The organism is Micrococcus sp. KRD070 (assembly GCF_017168435.1).
Classification (GTDB): Bacteria; Actinomycetota; Actinomycetes; order Actinomycetales; family Micrococcaceae; genus Micrococcus; species Micrococcus luteus.
Window position 1 is genome coordinate 115,279 of record NZ_JABFNH010000007.1, and the last position, 22,412, is coordinate 137,690.

At 74.0% G+C, this 22,412-nt stretch carries 19 protein-coding genes; 12 read left to right on the forward strand and 7 right to left on the reverse strand.

Annotated elements, in window-relative coordinates; genetic code table 11:
• The first annotated feature begins 97 nt into the window (after positions 1-97).
• Entirely contained in the window at positions 98-1,696 is a 1,599-nt protein-coding gene (gene abc-f / locus J1M38_RS02610) for a ribosomal protection-like ABC-F family protein (RefSeq protein ID WP_144825459.1), read from the forward strand.
• Between the two features lie 30 nt (positions 1,697-1,726).
• Here the strand turns inward: abc-f and J1M38_RS02615 are convergent, their stop codons facing one another.
• Entirely contained in the window at positions 1,727-2,539 is an 813-nt protein-coding gene (locus J1M38_RS02615) for an SURF1 family protein (protein WP_342356195.1), read from the reverse strand.
• 352 nt (positions 2,540-2,891) lie between these two features.
• Entirely contained in the window at positions 2,892-3,359 is a 468-nt protein-coding gene (locus J1M38_RS02620) for a DUF3099 domain-containing protein (protein ID WP_134416958.1), read from the reverse strand.
• A gap of 171 nt (positions 3,360-3,530) precedes the next feature.
• Between J1M38_RS02620 and J1M38_RS02625 the strand changes: the two genes are divergently transcribed.
• A complete protein-coding gene (locus J1M38_RS02625; protein ID WP_123243848.1) occupies positions 3,531-4,277 on the forward strand; it encodes a beta-ketoacyl-ACP reductase in 747 nt (248 codons plus the stop codon).
• A gap of 37 nt (positions 4,278-4,314) precedes the next feature.
• Positions 4,315-5,073, forward strand: a complete 759-nt coding sequence (locus J1M38_RS02630) for an SDR family oxidoreductase (protein ID WP_144825460.1) — start codon at positions 4,315-4,317, stop codon at positions 5,071-5,073.
• 73 nt (positions 5,074-5,146) lie between these two features.
• Here J1M38_RS02630 and serB read toward each other — a convergent pair whose 3' ends face one another.
• Complete coding sequence (gene serB / locus J1M38_RS02635; protein ID WP_098092821.1) at positions 5,147-5,983, reverse strand: phosphoserine phosphatase SerB; 837 nt, start codon at positions 5,981-5,983, stop codon at positions 5,147-5,149.
• Positions 5,984-6,069: 86 nt separating this feature from the next.
• Here serB and J1M38_RS02640 point away from each other — a divergent pair, with 86 nt between their 5' ends.
• From J1M38_RS02640 to J1M38_RS02665, 6 genes are all read left to right on the forward strand, one after another.
• Positions 6,070-6,894, forward strand: a complete 825-nt coding sequence (locus J1M38_RS02640; RefSeq protein WP_206481483.1) for an ABC transporter ATP-binding protein — start codon at positions 6,070-6,072, stop codon at positions 6,892-6,894.
• Positions 6,891-7,736 carry a sulfite exporter TauE/SafE family protein gene (locus J1M38_RS02645; RefSeq protein WP_206481484.1) on the forward strand — a complete coding sequence of 282 codons (846 nt, stop codon included), beginning with the start codon at positions 6,891-6,893 and terminating at the stop codon, positions 7,734-7,736. The genes J1M38_RS02640 and J1M38_RS02645 overlap by 4 nt, the downstream gene beginning before the upstream one ends.
• Complete coding sequence (locus J1M38_RS02650) at positions 7,729-8,571, forward strand: RNA methyltransferase (RefSeq protein ID WP_206481485.1); 843 nt, start codon at positions 7,729-7,731, stop codon at positions 8,569-8,571. Before J1M38_RS02645 ends, J1M38_RS02650 begins: the two co-directional genes overlap by 8 nt.
• 109 nt (positions 8,572-8,680) lie before the next feature.
• A complete protein-coding gene (locus J1M38_RS02655) occupies positions 8,681-8,938 on the forward strand; it encodes a type B 50S ribosomal protein L31 (protein WP_049160177.1) in 258 nt (85 codons plus the stop codon).
• A gap of 103 nt (positions 8,939-9,041) precedes the next feature.
• Positions 9,042-10,100: a biotin/lipoate A/B protein ligase family protein gene (locus J1M38_RS02660; RefSeq protein ID WP_206481486.1), complete on the forward strand. Its 1,059-nt coding sequence runs from the start codon at positions 9,042-9,044 to the stop codon at positions 10,098-10,100.
• A gap of 388 nt (positions 10,101-10,488) precedes the next feature.
• Complete coding sequence (locus J1M38_RS02665) at positions 10,489-11,118, forward strand: hypothetical protein (protein ID WP_230277982.1); 630 nt, start codon at positions 10,489-10,491, stop codon at positions 11,116-11,118.
• An 81-nt stretch (positions 11,119-11,199) separates the two neighbouring features.
• On the opposite strand, the gene pepN is transcribed toward J1M38_RS02665, so the two are convergent.
• Positions 11,200-13,848: an aminopeptidase N gene (pepN, locus tag J1M38_RS02670; RefSeq protein ID WP_134377169.1), complete on the reverse strand. Its 2,649-nt coding sequence runs from the start codon at positions 13,846-13,848 to the stop codon at positions 11,200-11,202.
• A gap of 103 nt (positions 13,849-13,951) precedes the next feature.
• Positions 13,952-15,196 (reverse strand): glucose-1-phosphate adenylyltransferase, encoded by a 1,245-nt coding sequence (glgC, locus tag J1M38_RS02675; protein WP_044658929.1) that lies wholly within the window; start codon positions 15,194-15,196, stop codon positions 13,952-13,954.
• A 113-nt stretch (positions 15,197-15,309) separates the two neighbouring features.
• On the opposite strand from glgC, the gene glgA reads away from it, so the two are divergent.
• Positions 15,310-16,506, forward strand: coding sequence for a glycogen synthase (glgA, locus tag J1M38_RS02680; RefSeq protein ID WP_044658928.1), 1,197 nt, complete (start codon positions 15,310-15,312; stop codon positions 16,504-16,506).
• A 76-nt stretch (positions 16,507-16,582) separates the two neighbouring features.
• Here glgA and J1M38_RS02685 read toward each other — a convergent pair whose 3' ends face one another.
• Together J1M38_RS02685 and J1M38_RS02690 are read right to left on the reverse strand one after the other, a co-directional pair.
• Positions 16,583-18,706, reverse strand: a complete 2,124-nt coding sequence (locus J1M38_RS02685) for an acyl-CoA dehydrogenase (protein ID WP_044658927.1) — start codon at positions 18,704-18,706, stop codon at positions 16,583-16,585.
• Positions 18,703-19,416 carry a TetR/AcrR family transcriptional regulator gene (locus J1M38_RS02690; protein WP_041103822.1) on the reverse strand — a complete coding sequence of 238 codons (714 nt, stop codon included), beginning with the start codon at positions 19,414-19,416 and terminating at the stop codon, positions 18,703-18,705. Before J1M38_RS02690 ends, J1M38_RS02685 begins: the two co-directional genes overlap by 4 nt.
• 127 nt (positions 19,417-19,543) lie before the next feature.
• On the opposite strand from J1M38_RS02690, the gene J1M38_RS02695 reads away from it, so the two are divergent.
• The gene (locus J1M38_RS02695) at positions 19,544-20,887 is read left to right on the forward strand and encodes an acetyl-CoA C-acetyltransferase (protein WP_044658924.1); all 1,344 of its coding nucleotides are present in this window, start codon (positions 19,544-19,546) and stop codon (positions 20,885-20,887) included.
• Positions 20,888-20,919: 32 nt separating this feature from the next.
• Complete coding sequence (locus J1M38_RS02700) at positions 20,920-22,269, forward strand: 3-oxoacyl-ACP reductase (protein WP_049146795.1); 1,350 nt, start codon at positions 20,920-20,922, stop codon at positions 22,267-22,269.
• The last annotated feature ends 143 nt before the right edge of the window (positions 22,270-22,412 follow it).

Below are 22,412 nucleotides of genomic sequence, written 5' to 3' on the forward strand. Positions count from 1 at the left end.
CTGGCCCGGCACCGCACTGGCCCCCGCCCGTCGAGATCGGCCGGGCCCCGCCGATGCACCCCTGTTCTTCCCTCGACCCCTGGAGTCTGACACCCCCATGCTGACCGTCACCGATGTCGAACTGCGCGTGGGCGCCCGTCTCCTCATGGACGAGGTGAACTTCCGCGTGGACAAGGGGGACAAGGTCGGCCTCGTGGGGCGCAACGGCGCCGGCAAGACGACGCTGACCAAGGTCCTGGCCGGCGGCGGGCAGCCCACGGCGGGCACCGTGACCCGGACCGGGCGCATCGGCTACCTGCCCCAGGACCCCAAGGTCGAGGACATGGACCAGTCCGGCCGCGACCGCATCCTCTCCGCCCGCGACCTGGACCAGACCATCCGCCGCATGCGCGAGGCCGAGGCCGGCATGGCCGCCGTCGACGACGCCGAGCGGGAGCGGGCGATGAACCGCTACTCCCGCCTGGAGGCGGAGTTCGAGGCCCGCGGCGGCTACGCGGCCGAGTCCGAGGCCGCCCGGATCACGTCCAACCTCGGCCTGCCGGACCGCGTCCTGGACCAGCCGCTGCACACCCTCTCCGGCGGCCAGCGCCGCCGCGTGGAGCTCGCCCGCATCCTCTTCTCCGACGCGGACATCCTGCTGCTGGACGAGCCCACCAACCACCTCGACCACGACTCGATCGTGTGGCTGCGCGACTACCTGAAGACCTACTCCGGCGGCCTCCTGATGATCTCGCACGACGTCGAGCTCATGGAGATGACCGTGAACAAGGTCCTCTACCTGGACGCGAACCGGCAGACCATGGACGTCTACAACATGACGTGGAAGAACTACCTCGCCCAGCGCCAGCAGGACGAGGCGCGCCGCCGCCGGGAGTTCGCCAACGCGGAGAAGAAGGCCTCAGCCCTCATGGCCCAGGCCGAGAAGATGCGCGCCAAGGCGACCAAGGCCACCGCCGCGCAGAACATGATCAAGCGCGCCGAGCGGCTCATGCGCGGCGTCGAGGGCGAGCGCGCGGTCGACCGCGTGGCCGCGATCCGCTTCCCCACCCCGCAGGCCTCCGGCAAGACGCCGCTGCGCGCCGAGAACCTCTCCAAGTCCTACGGCTCGCTCGAGATCTTCACGGGAGTGGACCTGGCGATCGACCGCGGCTCGCGCGTGGTGATCCTGGGCTACAACGGCGCCGGCAAGACGACGCTGCTGCGCATGCTCGCCCGGGAGGAGACCCCGGACACCGGCGAGGTCCAGGCGGGCCACGGGCTCAAGCTGGGCTACTTCGCCCAGGAGCACGACACCCTGGACCAGGACGCGTCCGTCCTGGACAACATGCGCCACGCCGCCCCGCAGCTCGGCGACACCCAGGCGCGCACGCTGCTCGGCTCGTTCCTCTTCCAGGGCGACGACGTCGACAAGCCCGCCCGCGTCCTCTCCGGCGGCGAGAAGACCCGCCTGGCGCTGGCCACGCTCGTGGCCTCGAGCGCGAACGTGCTGCTGCTGGACGAGCCCACGAACAACCTCGACCCCGCCAGCCGTGAGGAGATCCTCCACGCACTGCGCCAGTACGAGGGCGCCGTGGTGCTCGTGACCCACGACGAGGGCGCCGTCGAGGCGCTCGACCCCGAGCGCGTGGTGGTGCTGCCGGACGGGGTCGAGGACCTCTGGAACGACGACTACAGGGACCTCATCACCCTCGCCTGAGTCCGCGGGCCGCCGAGGCGGAGGGCCGGCTCAGTCGAAGAGCGCGTCCTCGGCCTCCTCGTCCGTGAGCCGCCCGTCGCGCCGCCGCCGGGCCGGCTTGGCGCGGGGGACCCGGTGCGCGGAGAGCAGCCCGTCGTCCGCGGCGTCGTCGAGGGCGTCGGCCCGGTCGTTGCGCGCGCGCATCCACGCGGAGTACCCCCACACCCCGAAGCCCATGGCCGCGAACAGGTACCACTGGATCGCGTAGGACAGGTGCGGGCCCTCGTCCAGGGTGGGCTCGACGAGCTTCTGCGGCATCGACTCCACCGCCGGGTCCTCCGTGACCATGATCCCGTAGGCCGTCCCGGCCACGGGCCCGCCCACGGTGTCGGCGATCTCGGTGAGGTCGATCGAGGGCACCTGGCCGTCCGGGGCGTCGCGGTCCAGGGCCGGCTCCCCGGGCTTGACCCGCACCACGACCTCGGCGTGGCCGGCGGGCGGGGCCGGCACGGCGTCCGGCTGACCCGGGGTGTTGCCCACCGGGAGCCAGCCGCGGTCCACCACGACGACGGGGCCCTCGTCCGTCCGGAACGGCACGAGCACCTCGTAGCCGGGCTGGCCGGCGCGGGGACGGTTGCGGACGATGAGCGTCTCGTCGACGAGGTACTCGCCGGTCAGTGTCACAGGCGTCCACTCGTCCTCGGTCTGGAACGCGGTGAACAGCCGGGAGGCCTCGGCGAACGGGACCGGGTCGTCGTCGTAGTTCTCCAGGACGCGGTTGACGCGGTGCTGGACCTCCACGCGGCGGTCCCACTGCCACTGGGCGAGCGCGTGGCACAGGAACGCGAAGAGGATGCACACCACGAAGCCGAGGATCCACGGGCCGGTGGCGAGGAAGCCGAAGCGCAGGGGAGGCAGAGTGGGCGGGAGCGCCGCAGGAAGCCGCGGGCGCTCAGGAAGTCGTCCAGGAAGGGCCGATGGTCCGCGCAGGCCAGCCAGGTCTTCACCCGGTCCGGGGCGTGGACGCGCGGGTTGTTCCACTCCAGGGCCCAGGTCGCCTCCGCGGTGCAGCCGCGACGCGAGCAGACCGGCCGCTCGGGCCCGTCCGCGGCGGCGTGCGGGGATCGGGTGGCGGAGGCACCCGCGGCGGGGTCGAGGCGGCCGGCCGCGAGGGCGCCCAGCAGGTCCATGTCCGGCTCGCCCGGGCCCGCCCCGATCACGCGGCGCCCCGTCCGGGCAGGCCGGGACCGCCGGCGGACGAGGACCCTCGGCCCAGCGCCCGGGGCGCACGGTCGCGCGGGTCGTCCACGAGGTCGCCGGTGAGCACGACCGGCTCGGGCGCCGCCGTGTCGTCGGGGCGGGGGGCCAGGGCCGGTCCCTGGGCGGGCACGGCGCGCAGGGTGCCGGCCTGCTGCGGGCCGGTGTTGTTCACGCGCACGACGGCGACGTAGGGCAGCACGACCGCGCCGAGGATGAACCCGAGCTGCCACCAGCCGTGGGTGAAGAGCGCGGCGACGAAGCAGGCGGTGCGGAGCAGCATCTGGACCAGGTAGACCTTCATGCGCGCCTCCCGGTCCGCGCTGCGGCCGGCGGCGGCGGTGGTGACCCCCTGGACCTCCGGTGTCGTCCCGCGCCCGGCGCGGGCGGGACGGCCGGCTCGGGAGCTGGCGGCGGAGCTGGTCATGGCGCATCCTCCTGGCACGTCGCGCCCTGCGGAGGGCCCCCGCGCGGCCGCGGACGTAGAGTGGTGGTTCACATGCCGGCGCGCCCGCCCTCGGCGGCGTCCCGCAGGACGGCGTCGACGGCGCCGCGCCGGTGCTCCAGTCTAGTCCCGTCCCGTCCGGAAGGTGTTCCCATGGCCGATCAGACCACCACGCCCGCAGCGGACGCACAGGCCGCCGGCCGCAGCGTCCTCGTCACGGGGGGCAATCGCGGCATCGGCCTGGCCATCGCCCGGGCGTTCGCCGCGAACGGCGACCGGGTGGCCATCACCTCCCGCTCGGGGGAGGGGCCGGAGGGGGTCCGCGCGGTCCGGGCCGACGTGACGGACGCGGCCTCCGTGGACGCGGCCTTCCGCGAGGTCGAGGAGGCCCACGGCCCGGTCGAGGTGCTCGTGGCCAACGCCGGCATCACCCACGACCAGCTGCTGCTGCGCATGTCCGAGGACGACTTCACCTCGGTGATCGACACGAACCTCACCGGCGCCTTCCGCGTGGTGCAGCGCGCCACCAAGGGCATGATGCGCCTGAAGCGCGGACGCATCGTCCTGGTCTCCTCCGTGGTGGGCCTGCTCGGCTCGCCCGGCCAGGTCAACTACGCCGCCTCCAAGTCCGGCCTCGTCGGGATGGCCCGCTCGATCACGCGCGAGCTCGGCGCGCGCGGCGTGACCGCGAACGTCGTGGCCCCCGGCTACATCGACACCGAGATGACGCAGTCCCTCGACGACGAGCTCAAGGCCCAGTACAAGACGTCCATCCCGGCCGGCCGCTTCGCCGCCCCGGAGGAGGTAGCCGGCGTCGTGCGCTGGCTGGCCTCGGACGAGGCCGCGTACATCTCCGGGGCCGTGATCCCCGTGGACGGCGGCCTGGGCATGGGCCACTGACGACCACCGACCGCTGAGCAGACAGGAAGCACAGAACATGACCGAGCAGGACCTGGCCGGACGCGGCGTCGTCGTCACCGGCTCCTCCCGCGGCATCGGAGCCGCCACCGCCGAGCTGCTGGCCGCCCGCGGCGCGGGCGTCGTGGTGAACTACCGCCAGAAGGCGCCGCGCGCGAACAAGGTGGTGCAGAGGATCGAGGACGCCGGCGGCCGCGCCGTGGCCGTGGGCGGCGACGTGACCGTCGCCGAGGATCGGGCCGCGCTGCTGGACGCCGCCGTGGAGCACTTCGGCTCACTCGACGTGCTCGTGCTCAACGCCTCGGGCGGCATGGAGTCCCAGTTCGGCGAGGACTACGCCCTGAAGCTCAACCGTGACGCCCAGGCCGCGCTGGCCGACGCCGCGCTCGAGCGCATGGGTGCCGGCGGGCAGATCGTGTTCGTGACCTCCCACCAGGCGCATTTCATCGACGAGGTCGCCACGATGGACTCCTACGAGCCCGTGGCCCGCTCCAAGCGCGCCGGCGAGGACGCCCTGCGCGAGCGCATCCCCGCGTTCACCGAGAAGGGCGTGGGCTTCGTGGTGGTCTCCGGCGACATGATCGAGGGCACCATCACCGCCACCCTGCTCGACCGCGCCGAGCCCGGTGCCATCGAGGCCCGCCGCGAGGCCGCCGGCAAGCTCTACACCGTGGAGGAGTTCGCCGCCGAGATCGCCTCCCTCGTGGGCCGCGAGGGCCTCGAGGTCGGCCACACCGAGCTCGTGGGCGGCGCCGAGGACTTCCTCGGGCAGAACTGAACCCCACCACACCCCAGACGACGAGGGCCGGATCCGTGGGATCCGGCCCTCGTGACCTCCGGGAGCGGACGCCTCAGAGACCGAGGAGCCACCGCAGGGGGGTGAAGGAGGGCACGTCGACGACGACGTCCGCGTGCTCCCGGAGGATCGGCTTCGCGCACAGCGCCACGCCGCAGCCGGCCGCCTCGAGCAGATCGATGTCGTTGGCGCCGTCGCCCACGCCGACGGCCTGCTCGGGGGTGAGCCCCGCGTCCTCGGCCCAGGCGCGCAGCATGGCGGCCTTCGCCGCGCGGTCCACGACGTCGCCGAGCACCTTCCCCGTCAGGTGCCCGTCCCGCACCTCGAGCTCGTTGGCGCAGTAGGCGTGCACGCCCCACACCTCGGCCAGCGGGGCGAGCACCTGGGTGAAGCCGCCGGAGACCGCGCACACCCGGCCGCCGGCCGCGGTGATGGCCTCGATCAGCGCGAGGGCTCCGTCGGTGGGCCGGATGGCCCGCACCACGTCCGCCACGACGCCCACGGGCAGCCCCGCGAGCGCCTCGACGCGCGCGTGCAGCGAGGCGGCGAAGTCGAGCTCACCGCGCATCGCCCGCTCCGTCACCTCGGCGACCTCGGCCTCGCGGCCGGCGTGGGCGGCGAGCAGCTCGATGACCTCCTGCCGGATCAGCGTGGAGTCCACGTCCGTCACCACGAGGGGCGCCGGCGCGGCGGCGACCGTCGCCGGCACCGTGAGCACGTCCCACCCGGAGCCCGGCTCCGGGGCCGCCGCCCACTCGTCCGCGGCGAAGCGCCAGCCCAGCAGGCCGTCGTCGGTGAGCCGCTCGGCGTCGTCGGGCACGCCGGCCGGGGGCGCGTCCGTGACGAGGAGGGCGGGGTCGGCGGTGACGACGAGGCGGCGCAGGGTGCTCATGCGCGGCATCCTAGGCGGGGGTGCGGGCGCGGCCGGGCGTGCGTCGCATCGGCGACGCGCCGGCCGGCCGGACTAGGCTGGCCCCCATGACCACCCCCGCGCCTCCCGACGACTGGTTCCTCCCGGATGAGGACGCCGTGCTGCAGATGCGCCGCGTGCGCGTGCGCCGCGGCACCACCGACATCCTCGGCCCCCTGGACTGGACGGTCCGCGCGGGGCAGCGGTGGATCGTGATGGGCCCGAACGGCGCCGGCAAGTCCACGCTGCTCCAGTTGGCCGCGGCCCGCCTGCACCCGACCGCCGGCGACGTCGGCGTGCTGGACGAGGTGCTCGGCGCCGTCGACGTGTTCGAGCTGCGCCCGCGCATCGGCCTGTCCTCCGCCCAGCTCGCCGCCCAGGTGCCCGCGAACGAGACCGTGCAGGACGCCGTCGTCACCGCCTCCTACGGGATCACCGGCACGTGGCGCGAGCGGTACGAGACGGAGGATCGCGCCCGCGCGCTCGGCCTCGTGGCGACCTGGGGGCTCTCCCGCCTCGCGCACCGCGCGTTCGGCACCCTCTCCGACGGTGAGCGCAAGCGCGTGCTCATCGCCCGTGCCCTGATGACCGATCCCGAGCTGCTCCTGCTGGACGAGCCCGCCGCGGGCCTGGACCTCGCCGGGCGGGAGGACCTCGTGCGCCAGCTGACGGCGCTCGCCACGGACGAGGACGCGCCCGCCCTGGTCCTCGTCACGCACCACCTCGAGGAGGTGCCCCCGGGCTTCACGCATGCCCTGCTGCTGCGGGACGGCGGCGTCGTGGCGGCCGGGCCCATCGAGTCGACGCTCACCGAGGAGCACCTCTCCGCGGCGTTCGGCACGGACCTGAAGGTGACCCGCACCGGCGGTCGGTACACCGCCGTGGCCCGGTGACGGGGCTGCTGGCCGCGCAGCTGCTGGGCATGGACCTGTGGCAGGTCCTGCTCGTGCTGCTCGCGGGGTTCTGGGCCGGCACGATCAACTCGGTGATCGGCTCGGGCACGCTCGTCACCTTCCCGACGCTCGTGGCGGTCGGGTTCCCGCCCGTGACGGCCCAGGTCTCCAACGCGATGGGCCTGGTGGCCTCGGGCTTCTCCGGCACGTACGGGTACCGCCGCGAGCTGGCCCAGTCCCGGGCGCTCCTGCCGAAGCTGACCGTCGCGTCCCTGCTCGGCGGGGTCATCGGCGCCGCCCTGCTCACCACGCTGCCCCCGGCCGTGTTCGGCTACGTCGCGCCGGTGCTGCTCGTGGTGGCCCTGACGGTCGTCGTGCTGCAGCCGCGCATCCAGCGGTGGGTCCGGCGTCGGGCGGAGGACCAGGGGCCGACCCCCGGCGCGGACTCTCCCGTGCCGGTGGGCCCCGTGACCCCGACGCTGTGGACGCTCGTGTTCCTGACCGGCATCTACGGCGGCTACTTCGTGGCCGCCCAGGGCGTCATGCTCATGGCGATCTTCGGCGTGCTGCTGGTGGGCGGCACCCTCGTGCACGCCAACGCCGTGAAGACGTGGCTGTCGCTGGTGGTCAACCTCACCGCCGCGGCGTTCTACCTGGTCTTCGCCTTCGACCGCATCGACTGGCGGGCCGTGCTGTTGATCGCGCTCTCCTCGCTCGTGGGCGGGCTCGTAGGCGCGCGGATCGGCCGGCGCATCTCGCCGACGGCGCTGCGCGTCACCATCGTGATCGTGGGCCTGGCCGGGCTGGTGGTCATGGTGATGCGGCAGGTCTCGGGTGGGTGAGGTCGGGACCCGCGAGGTGCGCCTGGAACGGATCGAGGACCTCGCCGACCCCCGCCTGGCCCCCTACACGACCATGACGGACGCGGCCCTGCGCCGTCGCGTCGACGCGGAGCACGGCGTCTTCCTCGCCGAGTCCTCCCAGGTGGTCCGCCGCGCGCTGGACGCCGGGCACACCCCGCGCTCCTTCCTGCTGGGGGACCGCTACCGCGGGTCCTTCGCGGACGTGCTCGCCGCCCATCCTGACGTCCCGGTCTTCACCGGACCCGACGACGTGCTCGAGGCCCTCACCGGCTTCCACCTGCACCGCGGCGCCCTGGCCGCGATGGACCGCCCCGCACCCCGGCCGCTCGCCGACGTCCTCGCGGGCGCGCGGCGCGTGCTCATCGCCGAGGACCTCGTGGACCACACGAACCTGGGCGCCGTGGTGCGCTCCGCCGTCGCCCTCGGCTGGGACGCGCTGCTGCTCACCCCGCAGGCCGCCGACCCGCTGTACCGGCGCGCCATCCGCGTCTCGATGGGCACGGTGTTCCGCCTGCCGTGGGCGCGCCTGCCCGGCCCGGTCGCCGAGTCGCTGCCCGCGCTGCGGGCGGCCGGGTACGCGGTGGCCGCCCTCGAGGTGACGGAGCAGGCCGTGGGCCTGGACTCGCCGGAGATCGAGCCGCTGCGGACCGCCGAGCGCCTGGCCCTCGTCCTCGGCCAGGAGGGGCCGGGGGTCCGCCCCGAGACCCTCGCCCAGACCGACGCCGACGTCGTCATCCCCATGCCCGCCGGCGTCGACTCGCTGAACGTGGCCGCGGCCGCGGCGGTCGCGCTGTGGGAGCTGCGCGCGCGCTGACCGGCCCGGGTGCGGTAGAGTGGGCGGCTGGCCCGCCCTCCGGCGGACCCCCTGACCACACCTCTCGCGCCCCTGGTCCCAATCAGGTGGCTGACACGAAGGATGCACCATGAAGTCTGAGATCCACCCGGATTACCGCTACGTCATCTTCAACGACCTCGCCTCCGGTGAGAAGATCCTCACCCGCACCACCGCGAACTCCGAGAAGACCGCGGAGTGGACCGATGGCAACACCTACCCGGTGATCGACGTCGAGATCTCGGCCGCCTCGCACCCGTTCTACACGGGCAAGCAGCGCATCATGGACACCGCCGGCCGCGTCGAGCGCTTCAACGCCCGCTTCAAGGGCTTCGGCGGCAAGAAGTGACCGCGGCGGCCTGAGCCGCACGCCCACCACGACGACGGGCCCCGCGCCCCCGGAGCGATCCGGGCGGTGCGGGGCCCGTCGCGTCGCCCGTAGGCTGACGGGCATGACGACTCTCCACGGTGAATACAAGGTGATCGGCGGCAAGCTGGTCGCGGCGGACCTGAGCCTCGCGGACGGCCGGATCGCGACCGCGAGCATCAACGGCGACTTCTTCCTCGAGCCGGATGAGGCGCTCGAGGACCTCAACGCGGCGGTGGCCGGGCTGTCCGCGGACGCCGAGCACCGCGTCATCCGGGAGGCCGTCGAGCAGGGCCTGCGACCCGAGGCCGAGCTGTTCGGCGTGGACGCCTTCGCGGTGGCCTCGGCCGTGCGTCGAGCCCTCGGCAAGGCGACCACGTGGGAGGACCACGAGTGGGAGGTCATCGCGCCGGAGCCGATGCCGATCGCGCTCACCGTGGCCCTGGACGAGGTGCTCACCCGGCAGGTGGCCGAGGGACGTCGCAAGCCGACCATGCGCCTGTGGCAGTGGAACGAGCCGGCCGTGGTGATCGGCGCCTTCCAGTCGCTCGCCAACGAGGTGGACCCCGAGGGGGCGCGGCGGCACGGCATCAACGTGGTGCGGCGGATCTCCGGCGGCGGCGCGATGTTCATGGAGGCGGACAACTGCGTCACGTACTCGATGCACGTGCCGTCGTCGCTGGTCGACGGGCTGGAGACGGCGGAGACCTACCCGTTCCTGGACGAGTGGACCATGGACGCGCTCTCCCGACTCGGCGTGCACGCGTTCTACCAGCCGCTCAACGACATCGCCACGGACCAGGGGAAGATCGGCGGCGCCGCGCAGAAGCGGGTGGGCGCGGCCGGGCTGCTGCACCACGTGACGATGAGCTACGACATCGACGCGGACAAGATGCTCGAGGTGCTGCGCATCGGCCGCGAGAAGCTGCGCGGCAAGGGCGTGGCCTCGGCGAAGAAGCGCGTGGACCCGCTCCGCCGCCAGACCGGCGTCTCCCGCGCCGAGATCTGGGAGACCATGATGACCACCTTCGAGGAGCGCTACGGCGCCCGCAGCGTCGAGCTGGACGAGGCCACCCGTGAGGAGGCCGAGCAGCTGGCCCGCACCAAGTTCACGACCCCCGAGTGGACCGCGCGGGTGCCCTGAGCCACCTGACGGCGTCCCGGCACCGTCCGGCACGCTTCCGTCCGGGGGCGGTTTGCGGTGGTATTCGACGTGAGTACCGCCCGAAACCGCCCCCGACGCGTCGAGGTGTGGCGGGGCGGCTCTGTCAGGATCGGACCATGACCCCCGACGACGACGCCCCCGTCCGCCTGATCGCCCGCTCCGACGCCCCGGGGCGCCCACGGTCGACCGTGGACGTCCACTGCGCCCTCGAGCTGGAGCTGGCCTCCGGCCGCCGCGTGCCTCTGCTCACGGACCGCGGCTGGACGAGCCGGGCGGCGGCCGCACGCCTGCCCAGGAGGAGACGCGACACTGGGACGCGCTGGCAGCGGTCGCGGCCGAGGCCGGGGTGCCGGTGGGGGCCGCAACGTTGCGCGAGCTGCCGCTCGTGGGGGAGACCTCGCCCGAGCTGGCCGCCCTCGTGGACCGGGCGCACCGCGAGGCCCGCGCCCTGAACCGGCTGCTCGGCGTCCACCCGCTGGCCCTCGGCACGGTCGCGCCGGCCGACGTGCTGGGCGCCGACGCGACCGCCGCGCTGCGGACCGGGCTGGCCGCGGGACTCGGCGTCGCGCCGACGGCGTGGGAGGACCCGGGCGTCGTGCTCGCGCCCGCCGCGGACGCCGACCCGGAGCTGCTGCACGTGGTCCTGCTGCACACGACCGCGGTGGTCGCCGGGCCACCCGCACTCGTGGCCCGCCTCGCGGACGCCGACGTCTCCGACCTGCTCGACGACGCCTCCCTCGGCGCGCACCTGCGCCGCCCGGTGGAGGACGTGTCGGCGGCCTGGCTCCACGCGGCCGACCGGCAGGCGCTGTCCCTCGACCCGGACGGCGGGGCCGCGCACGTGGCGCGCCACGCCGAACTGACGGCCGTGCTGGAGACGCGGCCCGTCGTCGTCGAGCGGGTGGGGATGCGCGACCGGGACGCCCAGCGCGCCGCCGACGCCGTGGGCCTGCGCCGGGTGGGCCGGGAACGCGTGCTCCGCGTCGCCGCGCCCTGAGCCACCGTGGTCACGACACGCCGTCTGTCCCGCAGGGACGCGGCGTGTCGTGACCACTCCGGGCTGGACCGGGCCGGCGGCTCAGCCCGCCGGCTGCGCCGCCTGCACGCGCAGGGACCGCCGCAGGGCGTCCGTGTGCTCCACGACCAGGCGCCGTAGGGCCCCCGGGGCGTCGGGGTGCTCGTCCAGCCAGCGCTGGGCCGCGGCCAGCGTCGGGTGCGACTCCTGCGCGTCCGCGTCGCCGGCCACCGCGTCCTGGCGGCCCGGGAACAGCCCGCCGATCGCGCGCGAGGCCAGCCCGTTGGATCGTGAGGCCCACACCGAGGTCAGGCGCGGCCAGAAGCCGGACTCGTAGGGGGCGAGGAGCTCGACCTCGCCCGCGGCGAAGCCGGCCGCCGTGGCCGAGAGCAGGTCGTTGGACAGCTCCGTGCCAGTGGCCGTGCGACCGGACATGACCGCCTCCCACGCCGCGGCCTTGACCTCGGCATCGGGGCGGGCGGCCGTGGCGAGGCGATGCCACGTGACCGTCTGGGCGGTGCGGCCGGCCTCGAGCTCCGCGTCCAGGCGGTCCTGGTCGGCCCGGCCGGTCGCGGCGAGGGCCTGGAGCACGAGCCAGCGCAGCTCCGCGTCGATCGCCAGGCCCGGCGCCGACGTCGCCGCGTCCTCGCCGAGCAGGGCGGCCTCGAGGGCCGCGGCCATCCCGACGTCGGCCCGCGCCAGCGTCGCCCACGTGCGGGCCGCGGTGCGCTGGCGGTCGGAGCCGGCCTCGAGCGTCCGGGTCTGTTCGGCCAGCACCTCGCCCACCAGAGCGCGCAGCGCGTCCCGGTCCTCGGCGCGGGCGTACTGGCCCACGGCCGCGGCGGCCTGCGCCAGTACCTGCGCGTGCACGCCCACGGTCGCGATCCGCGCGGACAGCGTCGCCACCGCGTCGAGGAACCGGGCGACCGGCAGCTCGCCGTCGCGGGTCATCGACCACAGGGCGGCCCACACGGTGGCCTCCGCGAGCGGGTCCGCGATGGGGTGGGTCAGGGCCGCGCGCAGCGACCCCGCATCGAGCGCGACGGCGGCGTAGGTGAGGTCCTCGTCGTTGGGCAGCACGAGGCGGACGCCCCCGGGGACCTCGAGGTCCGGCAGGGGCACGGCCGCGCCCTCCGCCCCACCCGGCACATCGGCGGTGACCTGGGCGGTGCGGCGCAGGACGCCGTCCTGCCCGGGCATGAAGACGCCGACCTTCAGCACGTGCGGGCGGAGGATCGGCCCGCCCGTGACCGGGTCCGCGCCCTCCTGGCGCAGCACCGGGGCGTCGCCGTCGACGTCGACCCGCAGCCGGGGCACGCCGGAGGTGTGCAGCCACGCGTCCGCCCACCCGCGCATGTCCCGCCCCGAGGCGGCCTCGAGCGCGGCCATGAAGTCGTCGAGGGAGGCGTTGCCCCACGCGTGGGCGGCGAAGTAGCGGTGTGCGGCGTCGAGGAACGCGTCCCGGCCCACGTAGGCGGCCAGCTGCTTGAGCACGGAGGCGCCCTTGGCGTAGGTGATGCCGTCGAAGTTCTGACGGGCGGCCTCGAGGTCGACGATGTCCGCGACGATGGGGTGTGTCGTCGGCATCTGGTCCTGCACGTACGCCCAGGCCTTGCGGCGGGACGCGAAGGTCACCCATGCGGTCCGGAAGTCGGTGGCCTCGTCCACGCCGAGGGCGCCCATGTAGTCCGCGAACGACTCCTTGAGCCACAGGTCGTCCCACCAGTGCATCGTCACGAGGTCGCCGAACCACATGTGCGCCATCTCGTGCAGGATCACGTTGGCCCGGCCCTCGTACTGGACCGCGGTGGCCCGCGAGGTGAACACGAAGTCCTCGGTGAAGGTCACGAGGCCCGGGTTCTCCATGGCGCCGAGGTTGTACTCGGGCACGAACGCCTGGTCGTACTTGCCCCACGGGTACGCGACGCCGAAGAGGTCGTGGAAGAACGTCAGCCCCCGCTTGGTCACGTCGAACACGGCCTCGGGGTCGAACGCGTCGGCCATCGTGCGCCGGGTGAACAGCCGCAGCGGCACGGCCTGCGCGCCGCTGGCCGGGTGACCGTCCCAGGCGTCCTCCCACTGCGCATAGGGGCCGGCGAGCAGCGTCGTGATGTAGGTGGACTGGGGGAGCGTCGGGGCGAACTCCACCCGGACGACACCGTCCCCGGCCGGCGTCCGGGACACCTCCGGCCGGTTCGAGGCCAGCACCCAGTCCTCGGGTCCGGTGAGGGAGAAGGTGAAGGCGGCCTTGAGGTCCGGCTGCTCGAAGTCCGGGAACACGCGGCGCGCGTCGGCGGGCTCGTACTGGGTGTAGAGGTAGACCTCGCCGTCGGCGGGGTCCGTGAAGCGGTGCAGGCCCTCGCCCGACCGGGAGTACACGGACCGGCCGACCAGCTCCACCACGTTCTGCGCCGCCAGGTCGGGCAGCAGAACCCGGGCCTGGCCCACGACCTCGGTCAGGTCCAGCGTCGTGCCGTTGAGGGTCACCGACTCCACGCCGCCGTGGATCCAGTCCAGGTGGGTCTGCACGCCCGGCTCAGCGCACGCGAAGCGGATCACGGTGCGGACCGGATAGGTGTCGGCCGCGGCGTCCCGGGCGTCGGAGAGGTCCACGTCCACGACGTAGTCCTGCACCGTGAGCAGGCGGGAGCGGTCCGCGGCCTCCGCGCGGGTGACGTTGGTGGCGTCGAGGTCGGGGGTGGTGTCGGTCAAGGCGAGCCTCCGGTCGGGGATCCAGCGGGGACGGCGACGCGCGGACACACCGCGGCGTGCCCGCGCGTCGGCGGTGGTCCGGGACCGGCGGCCCGGGGCCGCGTCAGTGCGGCGTCGGGACGGGCTGGCCCTTGGAGAGCACCGTCAGGCCGGATTCTGTCACGGTGTAGCCGTTCGCCTCGTCCTCCGCCCGGTCGAAGCCGATGCGCGCGCCCGGGGGCACGACCACGTTCTTGTCCAGGATCGCGTTGCGCACGTGGGCCCCCTCGCCGATCACGACGGAGTCCAGCAGCACCGACTGCTCCACCCACGCCTCGTTGTGCACGCGCACGTCCGTGGAGAGCACGGACTGGGCCACGGTGCCGCCGGAGATGACCACGCCCTGGGAGAGGATCGAGTCGTTCGCCGAGCCGGGGCGGCGGGTGGACGAGCGCACGAGCTTGGCCGGCGGGGAGACGGACTGGCGGGTGTAGAGCGGCCACTCGCGGTTGTAGAGGTTGAACTCCGGCCACGGCTGCACCAGGTCCATGTGCGCGTCGTAGTAGGAGTCCAGGGTGCCGACGTCCCGCCAGTAGTGCTTGCCGGCCGTGCCGCCGGGCACCTCGTTGGCGGTGAAGTCGTACACCCCGGCCTCGCCGCGCTCCACGAACAGCGGGATGATGTCTCCGCCCATGTCGTTGTTCGACTCGGGGTTCTCCTCGTCCTGGTTCAGCGCCGCCACGAGGGCGTCCGTGTCGAACACGTAGTTGCCCATCGAGGCCAGGAACTGCGTGGGGTCGTCCGGCAGGCCGGGGGTCGTCTCCGGCTTCTCCACGAACGCCGCGATCCGCGTCCTGTCCTGCGGGTCCGTCTCGATCACCCCGAACGAGGAGGCCAGCTCGAGCGGCTGGCGCACCGCGGCCACGGTCGCCTTGGCGCCCGAGGCGATGTGCTGGTCCACCATCTGCTGGAAGTCCATGTGGTAGACGTGGTCCGCGCCGATGACGACGACGATGTCCGGCCGTGCGTCGTGGATCAGGTTCATGGACTGGTAGATGGCGTTCGCGCTGCCCGTGAACCAGTCCTTGCCCCGGCGCTGCTGCGCCGGCACGGAGGCAACGTAGTTGTTCAGGAGCGTGGACATCCGCCACGTCTCGGAGATGTGGCGGTCCAGCGAGTGCGACTTGTACTGCGTCAGCACCACGATCTCGCGGTACCGGCTGTTGACCAGGTTGGAGAGCGCGAAGTCGATGAGGCGGTACGTGCCGCCGAACGGGACGGCCGGCTTGGCACGGTCGGCCGTCAGCGGCATCAGGCGCTTGCCCTCACCGCCCGCCAGCACGACCGAGAGGACCTTCTTCTGCACCATCTGTGTCACTCCTCGTGAGCCGGGTCGTCGCGACCCGCACGCGTGCTCGGGGCGTGCGGGGCATCCGTGCCGCCAGACTATCGACCCCCGCCGGGCTGAACTAGGTTGGGGGCGTGCGCATCGACATCGTGAGCAAAGAGTTCCCCCCGTCCATCTACGGCGGTGCCGGCGTCCACGTCGCCGAGCTGACCCGTGTCCTGGCCTCCCGCGCCGACGTCCGCGTGCACGCCTTCGGCGCGCCGCGCGACCCGGACTACCACGGGGCCCGCGTCCTGACGTACCCGAACCCGCCCGGGTTCGACGCCGCCAACGGGGCCGTGCAGACCCTGGCCACCGACCTCACGATCCTCGGCGACCTCGAGGGCGCCGACGTCATCCACTCCCACACCTGGTACGCCAACCTGGCCGGCCACCTCGGCAAGCTCCTGCACCAGACCCCCCACGTCCTCTCCGCGCACTCCCTCGAGCCGCTGCGCCCCTGGAAGGCGGAGCAGCTCGGCGGCGGCTACGCCCTGTCCAGCTGGGCCGAGCGCACGGCGTACCTCGGGGCGGACGCGGTCATCGCGGTCTCGGACGGCATGCGCCGGGACATCCTGGCCTGCTACCCGGACGTGGACCCGGCGAAGGTGCACACGGTCCACAACGGCATCGACACGCAGGTCTGGACCCCGCAGACCGGCACCGCCGCACTGGAGAAGTACGGAATCGACCCGGACAAGCCCTCCGTCGCGTTCGTCGGCCGCATCACGCGCCAGAAGGGCGTGCCCCACCTGCTCCGTGCGGCCCTGCGGCTGCCGGAGGACGTCCAGCTCGTGCTGTGCGTGGGCGCCCCGGACACCGCGGAGCTGGCGCACGAGGTGAACGAGTTGATCTCCGAGCTGCGGCGCACCCGCCAGGGCGTCGTCGTGATCGAGGGGATGATCCCGCGCCACGAGGTGATGGAGATCCTCACGGCCGCCACCGTGTTCGCCTGCCCCTCGGTCTACGAGCCGCTGGGCATCGTCAACCTCGAGGCGATGGCGTGCGGCACCGCCGTCGTCGCCTCCGCCGTGGGCGGCATCCCGGAGGTCGTGCAGGACGGCGAGACCGGCCTGCTCGTCCCCTTCGAGCAGGTCGACGACGGCACGGGGGCGCCCGTGGACGAGGAGAGGTTCGCCGCCGACTTCGCGGCCGCGCTCACCCGCGTCGTGGAGGACCCGGAGCGCGCCCGCGCGATGGGTGAGGCCGGCCGGGCCCGCGCGATCGAGCACTTCTCGTGGGAGACCATCGCGGAGCGCACGATCGAGGTCTACGAGGCCGTGCTGCGCTGAGCCCGCCCGACCACGCACACGGGCCCCCGCCACCGCGAGGTGACGGGGGCCCGTGTGCGTCCGGGGACGGCCACGGTCAGCCGCGGCGACCCCGCGCCGCCTTCTCGCGGGCGCGCACGGCCTTCTCATCCTCCGGCTCCTCGCCGGCGGCCCGGCGGGCCGTGAACCAGGCGTGGGCCTCCTCCTGGCGCTGGGTCTCGGCGTCCGTGGCCACCGCCATGCGCAGGTGCTCGGGCTCGAGGCCGAACGACTCGACGAGCTCGAGGGCGAAGGGGCGCAGCCGCTCGGCCAGCCGGTTGACGTAGCCGCGCAGGGCCCGGGCGCGCTGGCTCGAGACGCGGCCGTGGGCCACGAACCAGCCGAGGTCGTCCTCGATGAGGCGCAGCGCGAACAGGTCGCGCAGCCACGTCAGGACGGTCTTCGTGGTCTCATCCGTGATGCCCTCCAGGGCGCGGGTGAAGGCCTCCCACTGCAGAAGCTCGCCGTGGTTGCGGGCGGCCTCGATGAGCTCGTGCTGGCGCGTGTTGAACGCCTCCGCCTGCGCCGCCTGGCCCTTGCCCCGGGCCCCCGAGAGGGTGCCGGCGATGTCGGCGGTCTTGGCACGGACGCGCTCGGTGAGCAGCTCATGCTGGACGGCGGGGTCCTTGAACCAGTTCGCCGAGCGGCGCTCGGACCCGCCGTCGGCCACGGACTGGACGGCCTTGTGCAGGCCCGCACGGTGGAGGGCGTCCGAGGCCTGATGGACCACGTAGCGGGAGACGGCGCCCACATTGAGACGTCCGAACTCCTTCGAGTAGTCGGTCAGCAGACGCTTGCCCACGAGCTGCAGGAGCACCGTGTTGTCGCCCTCGAACGTGACGTACACGTCCAGGTCGGCGCGCATCTGGGCCACCCGGTTCTCGGCGAGGAACCCGGCGCCGCCGCACGCCTCGCGGGCCTCCTGCAGGGTGTCCAGGGCGTGCCACGTGGTCAGCGGCTTCACGGCCGCGGCGAGCGTCTCGAGCTCCTGCCGGTCCACGTCCGTGTCGGAGCGGCCGGAGAAGACGTCGTCGAACTTCTCGACGAGCTCGTTGGAGGCGAAGGCGTCCGCGTAGGCGCGGGCCAGGCGGTCGATGAGGCGGCGCTGGTGGTTCTGGTAGTCCAGCAGCACCTCCTCCCGCTGCGGGTCGGAGGCCTTGAACTGGCGGCGCTGCTCCGCGTAGGCCAGCGCACCGTGCAGGCCGAGGAAGGAGGCCGTGGTGGCGGCGAGGGACAGGGAGACGCGGCCCTGGACGAGCGTGCCGAGCATCGTGAAGAAGCGACGCCCGGGGGAGGCGATGGGCGAGGAGTAGGTGCCGTCCTCGGCCACGTCGCCGTAGCGGTTGAGGAGGTTGGTGCGCGGGATGCGGACCTGAGTGAAGTGCAGACGGCCGTTGTCGATGCCGTTCAGTCCGCCCTTGAGGCCGTCGTCCTCGCCGCCCACGCCGGGCAGGAAGGCGCCCTCCTCGTCCCGGATGGGGACGTAGAAGCAGTGCACGCCGTGGTTGACGCCCCGGGTGATCAGCTGCGCGAAGACCGTGGCCGCCCTGCCGTGCAGCGCGGCGTTGCCGAGGTAGTCCTTCCAGGCGCCCTTGAACGGGGTGTGGATGACGAACTCCTGGGTCGCCTCGTCGTACGTGGCGGTCGTCGCGATCGAGGCGACGTCCGAGCCGTGCCCGATCTCGGTCATGGCGAAGGCGCCCGGGACGCTCAGGTCCATCGCGCCCGGCAGCCACCGGCGGTGGTGCTCCGCGGTGCCCAGGTGCAGGATCGCCGAGCTGAACAGGCCCCACTGCACACCGGCCTTGATCTGCAGGGAGGGGTCGGCGAGCACGAGGTCACCGAAGGCGGCGAGGTTGCCGCCGTGGTTGTCCTCGCCGCCGAACTCGCGCGGGAAGGCGCGGTGGACCGCGTTGCGCTCCACGAGGACGCCCAGCTGCCGCAGGACGCGGGCGCGGTGCTCGTCCATGCCGAGCAGCGGGTCGCGCCACAGGGCGGGATCCTTGACCAGTTCGCGGGATTCGCGGCGCTCCGCGGCCCAGCGGCCGAGGAGGGCCTCCTCGAGGGCCGCGGCGTCGAGGGAGCCGGGCGTCGGCCGCTCGGGCGCGATCTCGGCGACGTCGGAGGGAACCTCGGTGCTGGGCGTCGAGGACTGGGGGGCGAGCTTCTCGTGGACGGTCATGACGATGCTCCTGTTCGTGAGTGGGGGCGGGCGCGGTCGGCGTCCGCCGCCGCGGGTTCGAGGGCGGCGCCGGGCGCGGCGCCGATGAGGCCGGTGAGCAGCCAGTCGGCGATGGCGCGGGCCATCGCCTCGACCGGGATGCGACCGGCGGCCGGGGTCCGCAGCCAGGTCTCGGCGGCGGCCCGGACGAGGCCGACGGCGGCGCGCGGCCACAGGGCGAGCGGGTCCGCCGGCGCCGGGGCGTGGCCCCGCGCGGCCATCCCGCGCGCCAGGCCCGACTCGAGCATGGCGTAGACGCGCTCGAGGAACGGGCCCAGCACAGGGGCCTCGGCCGCGGCGGGGGACGGGGCGACGGCGAACGCGTACACCTCGGGCGACGTCGCCGCGACCGTGAGATACACCTCGACCATGCGACGCAGCGCCTCGGGTTCGGAGACCGGTTCGTCCGCGACCTCGAGCAGGCGGCGCTCCATGTGTGCGGTGACCCGCTCGGACACCGCCAGGCGCAGGCCCTCGCGGTCGCCGAAATAGCGGTAGTAGACGGTCTTGGAGGTGCCCGCGTGGGACGCGATCTCCTCCATCGAGGCGTGTGCGCCCAGGGCGTGCACGGCCGACCGGGCGGCCCGGACCAGTTCCAGACGGCGCTCGGCGCGGTGCCGGTCCCAGCGGACGCTGCGACCGTCCCGGGCGGTGGACGTGACGGGATTCACGAAACCGAGCGTATCAGGTACCGTGGATCACAGTCACCCACCCCGCCGACGTCCGTATCGTCCGTATCGTCCGGGGTGACAACGCCCCCGCCGCGTCGGCGGTGGGCCCGCCGTCGAGAGGACCGTCATGACCCACCACGAGACCCCCGCGTCCGAGACCGCCTCCCGCCCCGCCGTCGCCGGCGGAGCGCTGCGCCCCGCCGTCATCCTGGGCGGCAACCGCATCCCGTTCGCCCGTGCCAACACCGCCTACGCCGAGGTCGGGAACCAGGAGATGCTCACGGCCACGCTCGACGGCCTCATCGCGCGGTTCGGGCTCCAGGGCGAGCGCCTCGGTCAGGTCACCGCCGGCGCCGTCCTCAAGCACCCGCGCAACTTCAACCTCACCCGCGAGGCCGTCCTGGGCTCCGCGCTCTCCGCCGCGACCCCGGCCGCCGACGTCCAGGTGGCCTGCGCCACCGGCATGGAGGCCCTGGGCACCCTGGCCAACAAGATCCGGCTCGGCCAGCTCGACTCCGCCATCGGCGGCGGCGTGGACTCGATCTCGGACGCCCCCGTCTCGCTCTCCGACGGTGCGCGCCGCGTGCTGCTGCAGCTCAACACCGCCAAGACCACGAAGGACCGCCTGCGCGCCCTCGCCCAGCTGCGCCCCGGGCAGCTCGTGCCCGAGCCGGCCGGCGCGGGCGAGCCGCGCACCGGCATGTCCATGGGCGAGCACCAGGCCCTGACCACCCACAAGTGGGGCATCACCCGTCAGGCCCAGGACGAGCTCGCCGCGGCCTCCCACCGGAACCTCGGCGCCGCGTACGCCGCCGGGTACATGGACGATCTGGTGACCCCGTTCCACGGCCTGGCCCGCGACAACAACCTCCGCCCCGACTCCACGCCGGAGAAGCTGGCCGGCCTGAAGCCCGCGTTCGGTCGCCAGCTGGGGGACGAGGCGACCATGACGGCGGCCAACTCCACCCCGCTCACCGACGGCGCCTCCGCGGTGCTGCTCTCCTCCGAGGAGTGGGCCGCCGAGCGCGGGCTTCCCGTGCTCGCCGAGTTCGTGGACATGGAGAACGCCGCCGTGGACTTCGTCGACGGGCACGAGGGCCTGCTCATGGCCCCCGCCTACGCCGTCCCGCGCCTGCTGGCCCGGCACGGGCTCACCCTCGACGACCTCGACTTCGTGGAGATCCACGAGGCGTTCGCCGGCACCGTCCTGTCCACGCTCGCCGCCTGGGAGGACGAGGAGTACTGCCGCGAGCGCCTCGGGCTGCCGGGTGCGCTGGGCTCGGTGGACCGCGCCCGGCTCAACGTGCACGGCTCCTCGTTGGCGGCCGGTCACCCCTTCGCCGCGACCGGCGGCCGCATCGTCGCCCTGCTGGCCAAGATGCTGCATGAGAAGGGGGAGGGCTCTCTCGGCCTCATCTCCGTCTGTGCCGCCGGCGGCCAGGGCATCGTCGCCCTGCTGCGCGGCCGCTGAGCCCCGACCGACCCGATCCGAGAGGACCGACCATGACCGACCGTTACGGCACCTTCGTCGCCTCGCCCCTGGGCCGCCGCCTCACCGGCGCCCTGGGCCTGCCTCAGCCCGTCGAGCTGCGCCGGCACACCCCCGGCGACCCCGTGCTGCCCGGCTCCGTGCTCGTCCTGGGCGCGACCCCCGCAGCCGCGGACGCCCGCACCCTCTTGGCCTCGTGGGGCCTCGAGGTTGCCGACGCCCCCCGGGAGGGCGCCCGCCACGCGGCGATCGTCGCGTGCTTCGACGGGGTCGCCACGCCCGCGGACCTCGGCGCGGTGGCGCTGGAGATCGGCGGCGCGCTGCGCTCGCTGGGCTCCTCCTCGCGCGTGGTGACGGTGTTCGAGGACCCCGAGTCCGCCACGGACCCGACCCTGCGCGCCGCCCGCCAGGGCGTGACGGGCCTGACCCGCTCCATCGCGCACGAGATGCGCCGCGGCGGCACGGCCAACGGCCTGGTCCTGGGCGAGGGCGTTCCGCTCACCGCCCCCGGTGCGGCCGGCGCGCTGGCGTTCCTGCTCTCCGGCCGCGCGGCGTACGTCTCCGGCCAGTTCGTGCCCGTCGCCACCGCCGACGGCGCTGTCCCCGCCGACGCGGCGCGCCCGCTGGCCGGCAAGGTCGCCGTGGTCACGGGCGCCGCCCGCGGCATCGGCGCCGCCATCGTGCGGACGCTCGCCCGCGACGGGGCCGTCGTCGTCGGCGTGGACGTCCCGGCGGCGGGTGAGGCGCTGGCCGAGGTCGTGAACGAGGTGGGCGGCACCGCGCTCGCGCTGGACATCACGGCGCCGGACGCCGGCGCGCGCATCCTCGAGCACTGCCGCACCCGGCACGGCCGGATGGACGTGGTGGTGCACAACGCCGGGATCACCCGGGACCGGATGCTGGCCAACATGGACGCCGCACGCTGGGACTCCGTCCTTGCCGTGAACACCACGGCCCAGCTGGCCATGAACGAGGCCTTCCTCGCCGAGGACGCCCGGGACGTGGCGGGTCAGGGGCTGCGCATCGTGGGCCTCGCCTCCATCTCCGGCATCGCGGGCAACCGCGGCCAGACGAACTACGCGGCCTCGAAGGCCGGGGTCATCGGCCTGACTGCGGCGTCCGCCCCGGTCCTCGCGGCCCGCGGGGGCACGATCAACGCGGTGGCCCCGGGCTTCATCGAGACCGAGATGACCGCGAAGATCCCGCTCGCCACGCGCGAGGTGGGCCGGCGGCTCAACGCGCTGCAGCAGGGCGGCCTGCCGCAGGACGTGGCCGAGACGGTGGCCTGGCTCGCCTCGGACGCCGCCGGCGGCACCAACGGGGCCACACTGCGGGTCTGCGGCCAGTCGAAGCTGGGGGCGTGAGGATGCAGACCACGCAGCTGTCCGCCCCGCCCTCCCTCGGCCGGCTCTACGTCCGGGCCGCCGGGCGGGCCGCCACGGACGCCGTCGTCCGTCGGCGCCGTCCCCGCGAGCTCCCGGACCGTCAGGTGGTCGTGACCGGCCAC